Consider the following 16,861-nt stretch of genomic DNA (forward strand, 5'->3'; position numbering starts at 1 on the left):
GGTAGACCGGTTGTGAAAGAAAGGGGGCGCTTTCGGCCGAAATAGCCATTGGAACATACCAATTACGGTTTCCCCGCGTTGCCCGGCGAGGGCAGTTTGAAGATAGCCACGGCGCAGTACCACACTTCGTCAACGCCCGAGACACTCGACCGCACAGTCTCGCCTGCGCAAGAGCGCGAGATATACGAACAACAGGTGCAGGGCCGTCTCTGCGGGGTGACGGCCAAGGTGGTCAAGTCGGCGGTGTGCGCCTACACCGTGACGCCGGACCACCATTTCATCATCGACCAGCCCCCCACGTTGCAGCACACCCTGGTGGTGTCGCCGTGTTCGGGGCATGGCTTCAAGCATTCGGCGGCGCTGGGGGAGGCGTTTGCGCAGTGGTGCATCCGGGGGGCGAGCGAGCTGGATTTATCGTCGTTTTCGTTGAGGCGTTTCGAAGGTCAATAACTGCAAAGAATGGGGGCAAAGCTGCCCCCCTAAGCCACGCTATTTCGCGAACGCGTACTCCCCGCCCTGCTCCACCGCTTTGCGATACGCAGGCCGCGCCTGGAATTTTTCCACCCACGCGGCCAGGTTCGGGTAGGCCTGCAATTTGCCTTGGGCGCCGGCGACTTCACCGATAAAGCTCATCTGGATATCCGCGCCGCTCAATTCATCGCCGACCAGGTAAGGCGTCTGCCCCAGTACATCGTTCAAGTAACCCAAATAATTGGCCACCTCCGATTCGATACGCGGGTGCAACGGCGCGCCTGCTTCGCCGAGGCGGCCGACATAGAGGTTGAGCATCAACGGCAGCATGGCCGAGCCTTCGGCGAAATGCAGCCATTGCACGTAGCTGTCGTAGGTGGCGCTGGCGGGATCAGGCTGCAGACGGCCCTGGCCGTGGCGGCGGATCAGGTAGTCAATGATGGCGGCAGATTCGATCAACACCTGGCCACCGTCTTCGATTACCGGAGATTTGCCCAGTGGGTGGATGGCCTTGAGTTCAGGCGGCGCGAGGTTGGTTTTTGGGTCGCGCTGGTAACGCTTGATTTCGTAGGGCAGGCCGAGTTCTTCGAGCAGCCACAGGATGCGTTGCGAGCGTGAGTTGTTGAGGTGGTGGACGATGATCATTGAATGCTCCGCTGGGCGACAGGGGTGTCTTGCAAACAGACTACGCCAGCGCCCAGGAGTGCAGACAATTAAATTTCTACCGATTGTGGAGGCGTTTGGCTGATTTGAACACTACGTGGCCTGATCTGCCAGCGCAGCAAAAAAAGTAGCACGCTACGCTGTCGTATTGGCCTTGAACAATTCGCTCATGAGGTCCGTCGCCGCGCCGTGTCCGAACACATGGGCAGAATCCTGCTGTGTCGGGGACAGTGTTCCCTTGTTTCTGATGCTTTGTCCCGTGTACACCAGCGTACCTTCGAGCACCTCGACCGCACTGTGATAACCCAACCCCACTAAGAAGGCACTTGCACCCGCGGCACGGGCATAGCGCTGTTCTTGCTGCGCTGACATCAAACCTGGCGACTCCCCGCCCTCTGGACGAATCGGGTGACCGCGCAGTGCTCCCACGTACTGGTCTTTCGCTTTGACACCACGCAACATATCCCAGGTTTGAAGTATCTCGGCCGGAGAAGCCGACATGTGCCCGACAAAGGGTTCGGTGGTTTCTTTGATACGAGGCGTACTGATATCGAAGACTGCCCAGCGATTGGCGGGGATACGTTTGGCTGCATCGATATTCAGCAATTCGTCGGCAACCGAGCCCGTATTGTGTACTCCGGCGCGGAAGGGAATGTGTTTTGGTGACTCAAAGGAGCGGACTTTCCGCTCCGCCCTTTTGTCCGGGCCAACAGCAGTAGAACCGCCCGTGTCCCGCATAGCCTGTACGGATGCCGGGGACGGTATCTGCACGCCATGTGCCTCCAACTGATCATTCAGCGCCGTCATCATCTCCACACTTGCATTGGCAGGGGTGGTGTAAAAACCGCCGATATCACCCATCAGTGCAATCACCACAGCCCTGTCCGTAGCACTTACCTCCACGCCAGCCGGCAAAAGCTCAGGCGCGCTGACTCGTTGTAACGCTGCCAGCAAATCGGCGGTTGTTCCCCCCTCCAATAATCTGCCCTCGCCTAATAAATGAGCACCGAGCGTTTTCTGGTGCTCGGGACTGAGATTCGAGACAACCTTATGCAGTAGCTTGGCAGCAGCCCCCAATTCCTTAATCAGGACGTCTGCGGGGTGATAAAGCACACCTCGGGCGGATGCCGTTTGCTTCAATGCCAACGTTTTAGTTTGCGCACGAGTGGTTAACCCGGCCGGATCGGTATGGGTTATTTTTTGATGGGCGTGATCTTTGACCTGTAGTGCATGGCTGAACGTGGCGGCATCATTGGCGGCTTTCTCCAAAGCGCCGTAGTTCATGAAAATTTTGGTGCCCACCTTGTCGAATCCATCTCGACCTCCAAACGCTTCTTGCAGTTTTTCTCGCGCACTCCCCTGCTTCAGCGCATAGGCGATTTCATCCATTGAGTGCCCGCCATCAATATAGATAAATAACAGGGCTTGAATAGCCAGGTAAGTTTCTATGTCATCAGCACTCGCCTGTGCATGGGCATCTTTGCACGCGCGTAAAGCGCCATGCTCGATCAAAATAGAGCCCGAAGGACCATTGACATAGGTCCCTGTACCTTTTCCAAAAAAGTCTTTTAAATAAGAGCCAGGCTTGAATGCATCCGGATGATTGGGATCTTGCATTTCAAGCCTGTCCGGGCAGCGCGTACTGGCGCTGGCTAATAACTGATTTTTGTAATCGCTTTCGTATTTAATATAATGAGGTTCATTAAGCCGCAAGTCCCTGGGCGTGGCGTCAATGTTCCTCATAATCCCAACATTGAAACTGTCTGCCTGCCTGAACAAGTTACCCTCTTTGGCGTTGAGTTCCACGCGCCCTTTACCAGGCGCCTTGATCGGATCAAACACGCCGTCCCAATGCCCCACTGGAAGTTTCGCTTCGGCCTCGGGCTCATTCTTCAGCGCATAACTCATGTAACGATGTTTGTAGATATCGAATATTGCCTGCTGCGCCGACGGTGTCACCTCCAGCGTTTCGAGGGTTTTCTTGGCACGCGTATAGAAGCCTTGCAACTGATCCAAACCGACAATGGCGGTGTCAAAACTTTCATTGCGCCAGGCAGCTTCATACTTTTCGACTAAGGCGGCAGGGATGAGATGTTGTTTAAGATAATCAACTTGGCGAGTGGAGATATCTGAAAATTTCTGGTACTTCTCTGGGCTACTGAAATAATCTTGCAAGGCGTGCTTAGCGTAATAGCTCTCGAACGCCCGCCTGACCGGATCGTTGACCATGGTAAGCCTCATCGCCCCCTCCACACTGTGAGTGCCTTGGTCGTTGACGAGTTTGGAAAGCTCAGCCATGCGGGCCTCCGGGTCCTTGATATGCTGGAGTCCCGCCAGGATTTTTTGGGTTTCCGTTTGAGTGGGGCCCGTAATCCTGAACCGATTCAACCCCAGACTCAACGCGCCATCCTTGATGGATGCCTTGCCCGGCACGACATTGTCTTGAGAGTATTTTTCAACAATTTCACTGTCAATCACAGCATTGTAGACGGCACCATTTCTGACTTGCGCAACATACGCACCATCATCAAGAAAATGAACCGGCTGTTCTTTGCCTCCGTTTTTCATGGTCAACGTAGGCAGTGTGTTGGAGGAAACCTCAATAGCCTTATTCTTGATGTAATCAAAGTTTTTGACAAATTCCGTCTTTCTCAGGCCATTATCCCCAACCCGCTGCCCCGTAGGCGTCTGCTGCACGGGTGCAGTGCCAGTTTCAATTACCATTATTTATCTCTCATAAAAAAGTGGAGTGCGGGTGAGTATTCAATTGAGTGCGTTATTGATTGATACCATCAGACGGTAAAACCCATCCAATGCTCCCTGCTTTTTTTCAGGCGATACAATGCAATCTACCGCTAACAACGCTTTGATTTCGTAGCCCGCTCGTCCCTTGCCAAAGACCGCCTGCCCCGTCACGACCCAGGGCAATGCGTGTTGCAGTAGAACAAGTAACTTCTGTGCATGAACATCAACATTGAAGTGACTGTTCAACCGACTCCACATCCACACCCTGTCATTTTCAACAGTAAAAATAATCGGACTGATCGTTTTGAAGTTAATCTCAATAGACGAATGAAGATCGAAAGCGCCAATGTGCTCCTTGGAAATTCCGATAGTTAGCAGAGTCGCACGCAAAGTACTCGAGATATCAAAGTTCATACCTGTAATCCCGTGAGATCGAAGGGCGTTGTTGTTGGCCGTGTTCCTTGGGGACCTGGATGCTGGCGTCACTTATCGGGTGCGCCAGGGTTCGGACAATAAGTGGTCAGTCGCGACGAAAGGGTTCCGCTCGCCAGCCTCGGCGCTTACGCCAATCGAAACCGTGCAGTGTTGTCACTCAGTGCCTGGCTGCCCTTGCTCAGCGTGTCGGCCGCCTGGTTCACCGCGCGCGCGCCGTCGAGCAGGCGCCCGGCGGCCTGGTCGACCTGCTGGATATTGCCGCTCACTTCATCCGCCGTCGTGGCCTGTTCCTCCACTGCCGTGGCGATTTGCGCCAAGGTGTCGGTAACGTTCTGCACCGCGCCGGCGATCTCGCCCAATCGAACGCCAAGCCCGGTGACCGATTGCGCATCCGTCAGTGCTTGTTCGCAGGCGGCGCCCATCAGGGTAACTGCCTGACTGACCGTCGCGCGCAGGCTGTCCACAGTGTCGGCGATCTGTGCGGTCGAGGCCTGTGTGCGTTGTGACAGACTGCGCACTTCATCAGCGACCACGGCAAACCCCCGGCCCTGCTCGCCGGCGCGGGCGGCTTCGATGGCGGCGTTGAGTGCCAGCAGATTGGTCTGTTCGGCGATGCCCCGAATGGTATCGACCACCGATTGAATCTGCTGGCCCTGCTGGTTGACTTGCTCCAGCGCATTGGCGGTGTCAGTCAGGCGTTGATTGAGCTGCTGGATGCTGGCCGTGGTGCGCTGGCTGTCGCGACTACTGTCCTCGGCAATGCGCCGGGTTTGTTGGGCGCTGCTCGAGGCTTGTTCGCAACTGCGGGCAACGCCCATGGAGGTGGCGGCCAATTGGGTAGCAGCGGCGGCAATCTGGCTGATCTGGTGTTGCTGGTCTTCGACCTCGTTGAGGGTACTGCCCGATTGCGAGTTGAGGGTCTGTACCGCTGAGCCAAGCTGCTGGGTTTCGTGATTGACACCTAACAGACTGGTGCGCAACTGCACCACTGCGACGTTCAAGGCAGCGCTGATCGCGGCGAGCTCGTCGCGCCCCTCAACGGCCACTTCCACACACAGATTGCCGTCTCGCAAGGATTCGGCCAAGGTGGTGATACCGCTGGCGCTACGCCGGATCGAGGCTTGCAGGCAAATGAACAGATACAACGCTGCCAACGCCAGCAGGCTGAACGTCGCCGCCAACGGGACAAATTGCTGCATGGAACGCGTGTGGTAATAGCTCAAGCGCGCATCCAGCGACGTCAGCGACTGGTTACGCAGTGCGGCCAAACCGTCGAGCATGCCGTCGACACTGGTTTCGAAGGCCGCCGTATCGAGCTTGATGGTGCCGCCGAACACGCCCTCGTCGAGCACTTTGAGTTCGTTGTCCAGCCGTTGCAGGCTGTTGTCGTACTGCGTGGTCCAGGGACCTAGCCCCACGTATTGCTTGGCTCTAAGGGGGGCAGCGGCCTTAACCAACTGGTCCCGTGCATCGCCAATGCGGCTGCGCAGGTCACGCATCTGCAAACGGCTTTGCAGGGTGAACTGCCCCGAGGCGATGGATGACTGACCCACACTGGCCATGCGGCCGATCCGCTCAATCAGGTCAGGCGTTTGCTGGGTGGAAATCTGCATCAACAGGTAGGTTTCCAACCACGGGTCCAGGATCAAGCCGGTATCCTGGGTGATCTGCTCGCGCAGGGTTTGCATCGCGGTCAGGGCCAAGGTGAAGCGGTCGTAGCCGTCCGGCCACCAGCCCACGGTGCGCAGGGATTGGGAATCCATGCCCTTGACTGTGGCCTGTAACGCTTCGAAGCGGGCCAGGATATCGGCGCTGGCGTTCTGGGACTTTAGTGAATCGCCCAACGCTTGCAGGCTTTGCAGGATCACTGGGAAATTCGCATCCACCTTGTCCATCGCCGCCTTCGCCGCCGGCGTCGGAGCGTGCAGTATATCTGCCGCTTTCCACCGCGCGGCCAGGTTGCGCTGGGCCGTCAATTGGTCATCCAACGCGTCCAAGGCGATTAATTGCCGAACGCCGGACTGCTCGCTCGATATCACGGTTAATTTGTCGCGATAGTCCGAGCCAATCGTCCATAGGCTACCCGCCAGGGGCAGCATGAACAGCAAGAACAGGATCTGGAACTTGCGCGCAAAGCCGAAACGACCCAGCAGGCGGATACCCGGTGATAAAAGGCTGTGCATGTCCGACCACTCTCCAAAAACGACCCACGCGGTGCACCGCTGGGTGAAGCCTTGAAATGACTAACGGCAAAATGCCATGTCATTGATTGAGAAGCCACAAGCAAAAAATGGGCCGATGAAGGAACGCCCCGAAATAGGCGGGCTCGCACCAAATAAACAACGAGAAACGCACGAAAATGGGGCAGAAACACTCACCCCCAGAGCGCCCCTGTAACTAATGGCGCAAACACCCGGCACAACCCCCATCCCTGTGGGGGCTGGAGAATTTGAATGAACGTGTGTCAAGCCAGTAGCGCGGCAATCCACCTGGCCTGCTGGGAAATCTCCTGCCGCGTCTCTTCAGGCACCGCCTGCCGCGCGCGCTCCAGGCTGGCCAGAGTCTTTTGCTTTTGATGCAACATGCGCTGCCACTTGGCCAGGAACGCAGGACTGCGCGCCTGCATCTGCAGCGGGCCGAAGTACAGCTGTTCGGCGCTATAAGCCACCGGCCCAGCGCGCTCGGCGACGATGATTTCGTAGTAGAAGCGGTTCTCCCACAGCAGTTCTTCACTGAGAATGGAATAACCGTTATCCATCAGCCATTGGCGCACGGGTTGCTCGCCGCCGTTGGGTTGCAGGATCAGCCGTTCCTGGCCACTCAAGTAAGACTTGCCGTTTTCGAGAATGTCGCGAATCGTCTCGCCACCCATGCCGCAAACGCTGATCGCGGTGATGCCGTCACGGGGTTCGATGGCGGCCAAGCCATCGGCCAGGCGCACCGTAATCTGCTGCTCCAGGCCATTGGAGCGTACGGTGCGCTGCGCCGCATGGAATGGCGTAGCAGCCACCTCCCCCGCTACCGCCGCCACGATCAAACCACGGCGCATCAAGGCCACCGGCAAATAGCCGTGGTCGGAGCCAATATCCGCCAGGCGCGCGCCAGTCGGTACGTTCGCCCCCACGCGCTCCAGGCGCATGGATAAAGTGTGTTCGTTCAACGGCCCTGCTCCCCCGAAAAACGGTCCCGGCTGTTGGTCAGGTGCAGCACCATGGCGGCGCGTGAGGCGTCAGGGTCCTGGCGTTTGATCGCGTTGAAGATCGCCTCGTGCTCCAGGTTCGCCAGTTGCCCCAATTGGGCAAAGTCGGCGCCGCCACGCTCGTCACCCTTGAGCTGGGTGCGCGGAATCATCGCGCTCCCCAGGTGCAGCATGATCTCGGTAAAAAACGTGTTGCCGGTGGCCTCGGCGATCAGTTGGTGAAAGCGTTTGTCTTCTTCCACACAAGTGTCGTTGTTGGCCAGGGACGCCTGGTAATCGTCGAGCGCCTGGCGCATGTGGGCCAGTTGAACGTCGGTTCGACGCACCGCTGCCAGCGCTACGGCCTGTACCTCCAGGCCCAGACGCAACTCGAGCATATTGCGCACGCTGGCCACCGTGTCCACATGCAGGCGCAAACCCTGCTGGGCGTGCAGCGCCAATACAAAGGTGCCGATGCCGTGACGGGTTTCCACCAGGCCAGACGCCTGCAGTTTCGAGAGCGCTTCGCGCACGACGGTTCGGCTCACGCCATGCTCAAGCACGATGGTGGATTCCGATGGCAATTTCTCACCGGGCTTCAACTGGCCAAGCAGGATGCGCTGGGTCAGCGCATCGACCACGCCTTGGGCAAGGTTGGTGGAGCGTCTGCGCAGGGGGGTTCCACTTTCAATGGGCATTGCTACAAGTCCACGGGGCTGAGCTGGAGGGAGCTTAACACCCCGCCCGGCGACGGGCCCGGCTTGATTAAAAAAACCATCAACTTGTATGACAACCAATCATACCGCTCACGTTTTTCACTCGAACCATTGCGACTCTCCCAAACAATCAGACCATTCAAAACCTGCATAAAACCAAGTGAAACCTATAACAAAAACCAAAAAACCTGATCTACACAGGGCGTTATAAGCACAAAAACACGCACCACTGCATTGCGATCTCACGAAACCTACTTGTATGATGTCTATCAACAAAACACGCAAACCCGCATAAAAATAATCAGGGGGAGTTTTGAATTGTGAACAATTCAAGCCATGCATCTGCCGCACCAGAAAGCGATTCGGTCCTCGCACGCGCCGTGAGCAAAGTGAAGGGCCATGTGCTCCCACTGTTCGTGATCATGTTCATCCTCAACTACATCGACCGGGTCAATATCGGCTTTGTGCGCACGCACATGGAGCATGACCTGGGCATTGGCGCCGCCGCCTATGGATTCGGCGCCGGACTGTTCTTCATCGGCTACGCCCTGTTCGAAGTGCCCTCCAATATGCTGCTGCAGAAGGTCGGGGCGCGAATCTGGCTGACCCGCATCATGTTCACCTGGGGCATCGTCGCGACGATGATGGCGTTCATCCAGAACGAAACCCACTTCTACATCCTGCGCTTCCTGCTGGGCGTGGCCGAAGCCGGCTTCTTCCCTGGGGTGATCTACTACTTCACCCGCTGGCTGCCCGGCGTGGAGCGTGGTAAAGCCATCGCGATTTTCCTCAGCGGCTCGGCGGTCGCCTCACTGATTTCCGGTCCTCTCTCAGGCGCACTGTTGCAGATCGAAGGGTTTGGCTTCCACGGCTGGCAGTGGATGTTTGCCATTGAAGGCCTGGCCGGCACCTCGGTGCTCGCTGCGATCCTGGTATTTTTTGCCAAGACGTCGCCCTCCGCCGTGCTGGCGCCAACTGTGCCTACGGGCGCCGCCCTCAGCAAACCTCTTTGAGCCCATTTAGGAACTTGCCATGAACACTCCCGTCGTTACCCACTTCCAGGTCATCCCCGTCGCCGGCCACGACAGCATGCTGCTCAACCTCAGCGGCGCCCATGGGCCTTACTTCACGCGCAATATCGTCATTCTCAAAGACAGCGCCGGCAATACCGGCGTGGGCGAAGTACCCGGTGGCGAGCGCATCCGCGAGACCCTGGAAGACGCCCGCAGCCTGGTGATCGGCCAGCCCATTGGTCAGCACCAGCGCGTGCTCAACCAGATGCGCAGCACCTTTGCTTGCCGCGACGCGGCCGGGCGCGGCCTGCAGACGTTTGACCTGCGCATTACGATCCACGCCGTCACCGCCATGGAAGCCGCCCTGCTCGACCTGCTGGGTCAATTCCTCGACGTCCCGGTGGCCGCCTTGCTCGGCGAAGGGCAGCAGCGCGATGCCGTGAAGATGCTCGGTTACCTGTTCTACGTCGGCGACCGCAGCGCTACCAACCTCGCTTACCGCGACGAGGCCGACAGCGACGATGAATGGTTCCGCCTGCGCCACGAAAAAGCCCTGACGGCCGACGCCGTGGTGCGCCTCGCTGAGGCTGCCAAAGCCAAATACGGCTTCAACGACTTCAAGCTCAAAGGCGGCGTGCTCAGTGGCGATGCCGAAATCGAAGCCGTCACGGCCTTGGCCGAACGTTTCCCGGATGCCCGCATCACCCTAGACCCGAATGGCGCCTGGTCATTGAAAGAAGCCATCCGCCTGTGCCGAGACCAGCACCACGTACTGGCCTATGCCGAAGACCCCTGCGGTGCCGAAAACGGCTACTCAGGCCGCGAAGTCATGGCCGAATTCCGCCGCGCCACGGGGCTGAAAACCGCCACTAACATGATCGCCACCGACTGGCGCGAAATGGGCCACGCCATCCAGCTGCAATCCGTCGATATTCCTCTTGCCGACCCACACTTCTGGACGATGCAGGGCTCGGTGCGCGTCGCACAGATGTGCCATGAATGGGGCCTGACTTGGGGCTCGCACTCCAACAACCACTTCGATATTTCCCTGGCGATGTTCACCCAGGTAGCCGCCGCCGCGCCGGGCGACATTACCGCCATCGACACCCATTGGATCTGGCAGGACGGTCAACGCCTGACCAAGGCGCCACTGAAAATCGAAGGCGGCTACGTGAAAGTGCCGAGCAAGCCAGGCCTGGGTGTAGAGATCGATATGAACGCCGTGGCCAAGGCCCATGAAGTGTACAAAGGCATGGGCCTCGGGGCGCGGGATGACAGCGTGGCGATGCAATTCCTGATTCCGGGATGGCGCTTCAACAACAAGCAGCCGTGCCTGGTGCGGTAAGGCCAAAAACACGCAAATAAATATGGGAGCTGGCTTGCCTGCTCCCAGACTCGAACTGCTTCGTGCTGAAGTGCGCGTTTTCGTATTAAGGTTTGCGGACGACTGCCGGTGTTTTTTGGATCGCAATCGGCTGCACAGTCAGCTCAACCCCTAACGCCATCATCAGCTTCTGGATCGTCTCATAGCGCGTTTTTGATCCGCCTTTCAGCGTTTTGTAAAGACTCTCGCGATTAACCCCCGCCGCCTCGGCCACCTTGTTCACGCCCTGGGCTTTGGTGACCTCCGCAAGTGCCTTCATCAGTACCTGTGGGTCTTGAGACCTCATGCTTTGCGCCAGATACGCACTGATGGTGTCCGGGCTGTCGAGGAAGCGCGAAGCTTCATAGACGCGGGTACCGGACGTATCAAGATCGAGGATCGGCATATCCTCGGGTTTGAATTTCGATTCGCTCATTTCATCTACCTCTCAGGGCATCAAGAATCTCTTTCGCCCGCTTGATTCCTCTCTTCTGGTCGGTTTACCGCTTCCCCACAGCATCAGGTAAGCGGTGATACCCGTACGCACGAAATAAATCCTGTAACCGGGCCCGACAAACACACGCATTTCACTCAAGCCGTCGCCTACCGATTCACAATCTCCAAAATTGTTTTCTCCAGCTCGGTCCAGGCGGGTCAGCACCGCCGCTTTCCCCCAAATATCCCTCATACCGTCGAGCCATGTATCAAACTCCGGCGTCCTGCCGACTAAATTGGTCACAGCATCAAGTGTAGCCTACTGGCTACTCCTTGCCGATGCCAGTGGAATTTTGTTTCCGGTGAGCTCCGGAAGAAAAATCCTAGTCCAGCACCTGAACAAACATCCGGTGGATACTATGAGCGCACATTTCCTCTGCGTTTAAAGCACCCGATCAAACAACGGCGCCACGTCATACCGCTGCTTCAACATCTGCGCATCCACCAGGAAATCCGGCGTGGCCTGGGCCTCGCTGACAATCGTTGGCGAGATCGGCAGCACTTTGATCGCATCGCGCTTGAACCACACTTTGGCGATTTCCGGCGCCGATTGGTTGGCCTTGCACCACGCCTCGGCGTACTCATCGACGTGCATGCTGCTCCACGCCCGAGCACGGGTGAGGCGCGCAATGAAGTCTGCGATGATCGCGCTTTTTTGCGCCAGGGCCGGCTCGTACGCCACGATATAGGTCGGCGCGCTCATCAGGCCCATAGCGTTGCGGATCAAGGTACTGCCCTCTTTTTCCTGCAGCGACACGTAGGGTTCCCAGGTACCGAAGGCCATCATCACGCACGCTTCGGCAGCTTCCAGTTCGGACGCACGAAGTGGCAGGTATACCCATTCGGTATCCGCTCCAGATAATCCTGATGCTCAAGCTCCGCCTCCCAAAATGGCCCCGCCGGCTCAATTTCAGTTACCACACGCCCCGGCCATAACTTAGAAGCATCAACGTCTGCTGCTGTATCTTCGGCAATGCCCCTCTGCGCTTCGCTGAGGTAATAAATTGCCGAACGATAGCTGGGCCCAAGGTCATTCCCCTGCCGATTAGGCGTGCTCGGGTCATGTATCTGGAAAAAGAACTCGAGAATCTTCCGATACGTAATCACAGCCGGGTCAAAAACGATCTCAATCGCTTCGGCATGGTTACCGTGGTTGCGATAAGTAGCATTCGGCACATCGCCGCCGGTGTAGCCGACGCGCGTATGTAGCACGCCGGGATAGCGTCGGAGCAGGTCTTGCATGCCCCAGAAGCAGCCGCCGGCGAGGATGGCGGTTTCGGTTTGGTTGGTCATGGTCTGCCCCTTAAGCTCAATGGATACAGGGGTAGTTATGGGGTTGTGTTGGCCAATACCAAGGTTGAGCGGCAGATTATCCCGGTTTTAAAACCACTGCTCTCGAAGGTCACGCACTATTGGCAGGCCCAGCGGCTTCACATACTTCTCACTGAGATCAGTGTCGGGTGGATCGGTACGACGCATCTCTCACGTGCGTCACCCACTCATCAAGATCTACAGGGCTAGTCATAGGCTTCCAGGCAAGGCCCCTGCCGTAGCTCACGCGCATCCCGCGCAGGCCAAATGCGGCCATCTGTCGCATCCCGCCAACCTCCCCTCCTGCCCTCCCCCCTCCCGCCGATAACCTTATTAACCGCATGCCAATACCCTGCGCCCCCTCCCGATTGAGCCCCCACCATGAACCCACTCGCCCTTCTCAAAAAAGCCCGGCCCGACCGTCAAGGCACCACCACGCTCACCTGCACCGCCAACGAACTGGAGCCGTCTTTAGCCACCCTGCGCATCAGCCCGACGCTTATCACCGGCTTCATCTCCCCGCATCTGGACATCGACCAAATAGCCGCCAAGCTCAAGCGGCGCTTTCCCCAAAGCACCATCAGCCTGTGCACCACTGCCGGCGAGTTGTGCAACGCAGCCAAGACGCTTTACTGCGCCACTGGCGAACGCTGGGACCGGATTGTGCTGCAGTTGTTCGACGACAGCGTGATCGCTGCCGCCGAGGTGGTGATGGTGCCGTTGGAGTGTGAGGACATTCGCAGTGGCGGCAAGCGCCTGGGGATGCAGGAGCGGATTGCCAAGCTGGTAAGCAATATCAAAGGGGTGCAGGTGCATACGCAGATCGATCATCGCGATACGTTGGCCTATGTCGTGTTTGACGGGTTGTCGGCGTCGGAGTCGTTTTTCATGGAGGCGCTGTATGAGTCCGGGCGTTTTCCGTGTTTATTCGTGGGCGGGTCGGCCGGGGGCAAGTCGGACTTCCAGAAGACGCTGATTCACGACGGCCAGCGCAGTTATCAGAACCATGCGCAGATTGTGTTCCTGAAGACGGCAGCCCAAGTGCGCTTTGGCGTGTTCAAGAGCCAGAATTTCAAGCCGGCGGATTTGACCTTCAGTGTGCTGACCGCGTCGGTAGAGGACCGCACGATTGACCAGGTGATCGACAGCAGCGGCAACATCAAGAGCATGGTGCAAGCGCTGTGCGATGCGTTCAACTGCACGCCCCAGGCGCTGGAATCGAAGCTGGCGGACTACTCGTTTGCCATCCGCGTGGGCAGTGAGTTGTTCGTGCGCTCCATCGCGCGTATCGACTATGAGCAGCAGATCGTGCAGCTGTTTTGCGACGTGGCACCCGGTGAAGAGTTGGTGATGGTGCGGCGTACGCCGTTGCGTGAGGCAACGCGTTTGGACTACGAGCAATTTTTGCGCGGCAAGGGTGGCCAGCCGGTGGCGGGTATTCTAAATGACTGCATTTTGCGCCGGCTGAACAACGGCGCCGAACTGGGCAGCATGGCCGGCACGTTTGGGGATGTGCCGCTGGCGGGGTTTTCGACCTTTGGTGAAATCCTGGGGCTGAACCTGAACCAGACGCTGACCGCGATTTTCTTCTTTCGGGTGGCCAAAGGCGTCAGTTTCAATGACGAGTACGTCGACAATTTCATCGCCCATTATGGCGAGTTCAAGGCGTTTTTCCTGCGCCGGCAGGTGAAGAAACTGGCGGGCTTGAACCATGTGGTGGTCAAGCAAATTAACGCGTTCAAGAACAAAGACTTCACCGACACCCTGAATACCCGTGGGCTGGACCGCAATATCCTGCCGGTGTTCGAAGGCCTGGCAGACTTGGGCCAAGTGTTGGCGCAAGCCGAGCGGCAGCAGGAGGACATTGCTTCGCAGCTCAAGCATTACTCGGGTGAGTTGCATGCGTCGATGGATGATCTGGTGGGCACCATTGACCGGCAGAACAGCGTGTCTGCCCAGGCTGGAGCGACGGTGGAGGGGCTGTCGAGCCAGGCAGATGTCGCAGTGGAAGGTGCACGCACCCTGGCGGGTTCAAGTTTGCGTATCCAGTCGATTGTGCAAGTGATCCAGCAAATCGCCGGGCAGACCAACCTGCTGGCGCTCAACGCCGCCATCGAGGCGGCGCGCGCGGGCGACCTCGGCCGGGGCTTTGCAGTGGTGGCGGACGAAGTGCGCAAACTGGCAGAGATCACGCGTAAGAATGCGGCGGAGATTGGTGTGGATATCGACCTGCTGTCGAGCGAGATCCAGCGTGTTGCCCAGCAGATTGAGGACCAGTCCACCGGGGTGGGCGCGCTGCGCGAAATGCTCGACGCACTGGAGGCGTCAAGCCGTGCGACTGAGGGGACAGCGCAACGCACGAAGACCCTTGCGGATACGTTGACGGGGCTTACGCACGCGTAGGCCTTAAGCGGAAGGCGCGGGGGTCTGAGTCGGCTGGGCTGCAATGCGCATCAGCAAAATGCGCTTGCAGTGGCTGGTGGACAGTGGCGCTTCAGGGTTTGAAGTTTTTCATCAGTTTGAACAGATGGCCGGGCCAGATCCAACGTGTTGTTGGCTGCTCGCGGGTGTCTGCCAGGGCGTCGAGCAAGGTGTTGTTGGGCGCTTCGCCAGCAGGAATATTCAAGGGCGAGCGCTGTTGCACTTGATCGCTTAGAGGATCAGTGGGCTTGTACAGCCTACCGGTGGACTTATCCATCAAATAGCCAGCGGTCTTGCCGTGTTCGGTGAGGTGCCAGACACCATTCACGGTTTCGGTAAGTGCCTTGAAGGGCGCGAGCCTTATGTTCTTGTCCGTGGTTTGAACGACATGGTCCTCGCGCTTGGCTCTTTTGAAGGTGGCGAACTCGCTGCCCAGTGGAGGTTGATCAGCGCCTTCACTGGAGAATTTTTTTACCATCCGCTCCAGGAAGGGTATGCCCCCAATATTGGAGAACGTTCCCTGGCTCGGACTCAGGATGTATCGTAAAAAGCCCTGGTCGAGACGGGTGCTGTTGATCGCCGAGCCCTCCAGGATTCTTGACGCGTTTGCGGCGTCCTCTGGCTTGTAGTCGAACGTCACCTGGAACCCGTCCCAGTCATAGCGAACGTTGCTCCCCCCAAGTTGAAGGCCGTCACTGTAATGACGGTAGGTGCCGAGTTCTATGGCCACTCGATCTACGAAATACAGGTCCGCACCTTCCGCTTTTGCATAGGCGTACATATCCGAGATCAAGGCACGGTCATCACGGTTGAGGAAATCGGCGTGGTTTTGAGTGCCGTTGTAGACAGTGGCCGGTGGCTTGGCAACGGGGGGTTCATTGCCGTTGTACAAGCGCGAAATCATGAGGTCGCGGCCGTTAACGGAAGCTGGGGCCGACTGGGTGGCGACCTTGGGCGCCGTTGATGCCAGCGCTTCCCACGCTGCACGTCGTTCATTGACGGTGAAGGAGCCACCGTCATCCCCGACAATCAGGCTGAGCTGATTGCGCGCGAGTTCTTTAAACGGGTTGCTGTCCGTACCGTTGACGAAACCAGTGGCGTGCCGCGCCCGTGCCAGGAGCTCCGGGTTTTCGGTGCTGGGGGTTTCCGTATCGTGCTGGGCTTTATTGGCGAGGTAATGGTCACCCGTAATCGAATGGAGTGGGTTGGCGCTCATCTGGCCGGCCCGGGTTTCAGCCCGTGTTGCGGCTTCGCTCAGCTGACGAGCCAGGATTGAGACGGTGCTGCTAGTAACGTCACGGATCGTAGCTGACGCCACAGCCGTCTGATCGTTAGCGTGTGGAACCGTAGACAACGGAACGGCACTGACGGAACTACTTGTTGTCATGCGCCCGTAGGATGCGGATGCCTGAGGTTGAACAGTGATCATGGATGTTCTCCCAGCCCAGGAGCAAACCGAAGCTACCCGGCATTAGATATACGTTGGTTATCTATTTAAAAATAAACTCGAAGCAACTTAATCCCCAGCAGCTTCCACTGAGTTAGTACCTGTATTTAAATACCACTGAGTCTGCACCCGCAGGCCGAGTATAGCGGGGCGTCCCCCCGTATACATCATGATAGATTCTGACACGCGAGCCATTACCGAACGACTGAACATTGAAGTCCGACAGTGTTCCGGAAGAGTTTGGAAGAATTTTCCTGCAGTCCTCTTGAGAACTGAAGGGGCGCGAGTAGCACAACTTCACATCCTCCATGATACTTTCAGGATAGTAAGTCGTATTCCATTGCACTTCCACTAACTGTTTGGGGTCAACGAGAGTCCCCGGTGGAAAATCAGAGCTCACAATACTGAAACTTGCGAACCCTACACCGGGACTGGTATCGGAATTAGATAACACGAGCACGGGGCCGGGCGCCTCAGACTTAGGAATAGACCTTTCCTGCGCCTGCACGACTTCGTTAATGAAAATCACCAAAGCAGCAACCAATGCGAGCAGATATTTGCTTGGGCCTGAACTACGAACAAACACAATCAAGCTTTTCATAA

At 57.6% G+C, this 16,861-nt stretch carries 12 protein-coding genes and 4 pseudogenes; 4 read left to right on the top strand and 12 right to left on the bottom strand.

Annotated features, from left to right (window positions below):
- Positions 1-57: 57 nt before the first annotated feature.
- A pseudogene (locus AACY52_RS06850) lies at positions 58-450 on the top strand (FAD-dependent oxidoreductase); the annotation flags it as partial.
- A gap of 39 nt (positions 451-489) precedes the next feature.
- Here AACY52_RS06850 and AACY52_RS06855 read toward each other — a convergent pair.
- The 6 genes from AACY52_RS06855 to AACY52_RS06880 all read right to left on the bottom strand — a co-directional run bounded on the left by AACY52_RS06855 (position 490) and on the right by AACY52_RS06880 (position 8,190).
- Positions 490-1,116 carry a glutathione S-transferase gene (locus AACY52_RS06855; RefSeq protein ID WP_339437382.1) on the bottom strand — a complete coding sequence of 209 codons (627 nt, stop codon included), beginning with the start codon at positions 1,114-1,116 and terminating at the stop codon, positions 490-492.
- A 153-nt stretch (positions 1,117-1,269) separates the two neighbouring features.
- Positions 1,270-3,858 (bottom strand): hypothetical protein, encoded by a 2,589-nt coding sequence (locus AACY52_RS06860; RefSeq protein WP_339560373.1) that lies wholly within the window; start codon positions 3,856-3,858, stop codon positions 1,270-1,272.
- Between the two features lie 39 nt (positions 3,859-3,897).
- Entirely contained in the window at positions 3,898-4,293 is a 396-nt protein-coding gene (locus AACY52_RS06865; RefSeq protein WP_339560374.1) for a hypothetical protein, read from the bottom strand.
- Between the two features lie 146 nt (positions 4,294-4,439).
- The gene (locus AACY52_RS06870; RefSeq protein WP_339416382.1) at positions 4,440-6,497 is read right to left on the bottom strand and encodes a methyl-accepting chemotaxis protein; all 2,058 of its coding nucleotides are present in this window, start codon (positions 6,495-6,497) and stop codon (positions 4,440-4,442) included.
- Between the two features lie 281 nt (positions 6,498-6,778).
- A complete protein-coding gene (locus AACY52_RS06875) occupies positions 6,779-7,474 on the bottom strand; it encodes a tRNA (adenine(22)-N(1))-methyltransferase TrmK (protein WP_339416384.1) in 696 nt (231 codons plus the stop codon).
- Entirely contained in the window at positions 7,471-8,190 is a 720-nt protein-coding gene (locus AACY52_RS06880) for a FadR/GntR family transcriptional regulator (RefSeq protein WP_339416385.1), read from the bottom strand. Before AACY52_RS06880 ends, AACY52_RS06875 begins: the two co-directional genes overlap by 4 nt.
- 338 nt (positions 8,191-8,528) lie before the next feature.
- Here AACY52_RS06880 and AACY52_RS06885 point away from each other — a divergent pair.
- A pseudogene (locus AACY52_RS06885) lies at positions 8,529-9,149 on the top strand (MFS transporter); the annotation flags it as partial.
- Positions 9,150-9,240: 91 nt separating this feature from the next.
- Entirely contained in the window at positions 9,241-10,566 is a 1,326-nt protein-coding gene (gene gudD / locus AACY52_RS06890) for a glucarate dehydratase (RefSeq protein WP_339416391.1), read from the top strand.
- 85 nt (positions 10,567-10,651) lie between these two features.
- On the opposite strand, the gene AACY52_RS06895 is transcribed toward gudD, so the two are convergent.
- The 4 genes and pseudogenes from AACY52_RS06895 to msrA form a co-directional block, all read right to left on the bottom strand.
- Complete coding sequence (locus AACY52_RS06895) at positions 10,652-11,020, bottom strand: addiction module antidote protein (RefSeq protein WP_339416392.1); 369 nt, start codon at positions 11,018-11,020, stop codon at positions 10,652-10,654.
- Between the two features lies 1 nt (position 11,021).
- Positions 11,022-11,323: pseudogene (locus AACY52_RS06900) on the bottom strand (type II toxin-antitoxin system RelE/ParE family toxin).
- A gap of 138 nt (positions 11,324-11,461) precedes the next feature.
- Positions 11,462-11,860 (bottom strand): annotated as a pseudogene (locus AACY52_RS06905) (aliphatic sulfonates ABC transporter substrate-binding protein); the annotation flags it as partial.
- 5 nt (positions 11,861-11,865) lie between these two features.
- The gene (gene msrA, locus AACY52_RS06910) at positions 11,866-12,372 is read right to left on the bottom strand and encodes a peptide-methionine (S)-S-oxide reductase MsrA (protein WP_339416393.1); all 507 of its coding nucleotides are present in this window, start codon (positions 12,370-12,372) and stop codon (positions 11,866-11,868) included.
- A 399-nt stretch (positions 12,373-12,771) separates the two neighbouring features.
- On the opposite strand from msrA, the gene AACY52_RS06915 reads away from it, so the two are divergent.
- Positions 12,772-14,793, top strand: coding sequence for an FIST N-terminal domain-containing protein (locus tag AACY52_RS06915; protein ID WP_339427446.1), 2,022 nt, complete (start codon positions 12,772-12,774; stop codon positions 14,791-14,793).
- 91 nt (positions 14,794-14,884) lie between these two features.
- Here the strand turns inward: AACY52_RS06915 and AACY52_RS06920 are convergent, their stop codons facing one another.
- Positions 14,885-16,240, bottom strand: coding sequence for a hypothetical protein (locus AACY52_RS06920; protein WP_339416396.1), 1,356 nt, complete (start codon positions 16,238-16,240; stop codon positions 14,885-14,887).
- Positions 16,241-16,352: 112 nt separating this feature from the next.
- Positions 16,353-16,859, bottom strand: coding sequence for a hypothetical protein (locus AACY52_RS06925; RefSeq protein WP_339416398.1), 507 nt, complete (start codon positions 16,857-16,859; stop codon positions 16,353-16,355).
- Positions 16,860-16,861: the final 2 nt, after the last annotated feature.

Source organism: Pseudomonas sp. EA_65y_Pfl1_P113 (assembly GCF_963970525.1).
Lineage (GTDB): Bacteria > Pseudomonadota > Gammaproteobacteria > Pseudomonadales > Pseudomonadaceae > Aquipseudomonas > Aquipseudomonas tritici.